General features: G+C 27.5%; 1 protein-coding gene and 1 pseudogene. Both read right to left on the bottom strand.

Annotated elements, in window-relative coordinates; translation table 11 throughout:
• The coding region (locus tag FUA24_RS10815; protein ID WP_148542203.1) for an OmpA family protein at positions 1-337 on the bottom strand (337 nt) is incomplete at its 3' end.
• 113 nt (positions 338-450) lie between these two features.
• Positions 451-999: pseudogene (locus FUA24_RS25150) on the bottom strand (S41 family peptidase); the annotation flags it as partial.

The raw sequence follows: 999 nt of genomic DNA, 5'->3' as shown, positions 1-999 counted from the left end.
CAATTTTAAGTAAAACTTCACCTTTTCCATCAACATTTGTAATGAGGCTTTCGCTTATTTCATTTTCTGAAAATAGGTTTTTTATAGCATCGGCTCTTTGTTGAGAGAGTCTTAAATTATAAGTATCTGCCCCAACATCATCACAAAAACCATAAATAGAAATGGTTTGAATATCAATATCAGTTAATGTTGAAATAAATAAGAGTAACCGGCTTTCTTCAGTTGGTGGTACAGTAAATTTATCAGTATCAAAATATACCTCGTGGGTTAATTTTTGGGCATAAGTAAACTTACAGGTAAGTATTAAGCATAGTATAAATACATGTAGTTTATTCATTGTAGGTTGCTATTAATTAGGGATATAAATATAATATTTTTAAGCAATTAGCGCTTAATTTAAGGTTTTTTTGGGTTTAATTGCCTTTAGTTAAGGATGAAAAACAAGGTTGTTTACTTTAAATAACTAGAATATGTTGTTGGGTTTGCAAGTATACTAGTAGCTTTTTTTATTTTTTCGTCGTGTATTTTGTAATATTCATATAAACCTTCGCGGTATACGTAACGTTTTACAATTTCTTCGGTAAGCAATTCTAATAAAAAGTTTTTATTTTCATTAAGTACCGTTTCTTTTGAGTTATTTAAACTTGAAATTAAGGCGTTAAATTCTTTTTCAATATTATCATTCAATTCTTCTTTAGTTGCAGTTTCAAAAGCCTTAAAAAGCGCTTTTTCAGTATCTGTTTTAAATGAGAATTTGTTGGCGTTTAAATAATTTTTAAATTCTGAAAAGTGCTTATCATTTAAAGTAAAATTATTAATGTTTTCAATGTTGTTATTGTAGTAAAAATTAGTGGCAAAATTGAAAACCAAATCGTCATTTAAAATAGCATTTGTAATAGTTGAGTTTTTTGAAGCTGGAAAAATAACATCGGGTAAAACGCCACCGCCATCAAAAACTTTACGTCCGTTTTTAGTTTTAAATTCATTATAATTTTCTTG

Source organism: Seonamhaeicola marinus (genome assembly GCF_008085455.1).
The sequence above is the reverse complement of the archived record's forward strand: the minus strand, read 5'-3'. Positions and strand labels throughout refer to the sequence as shown.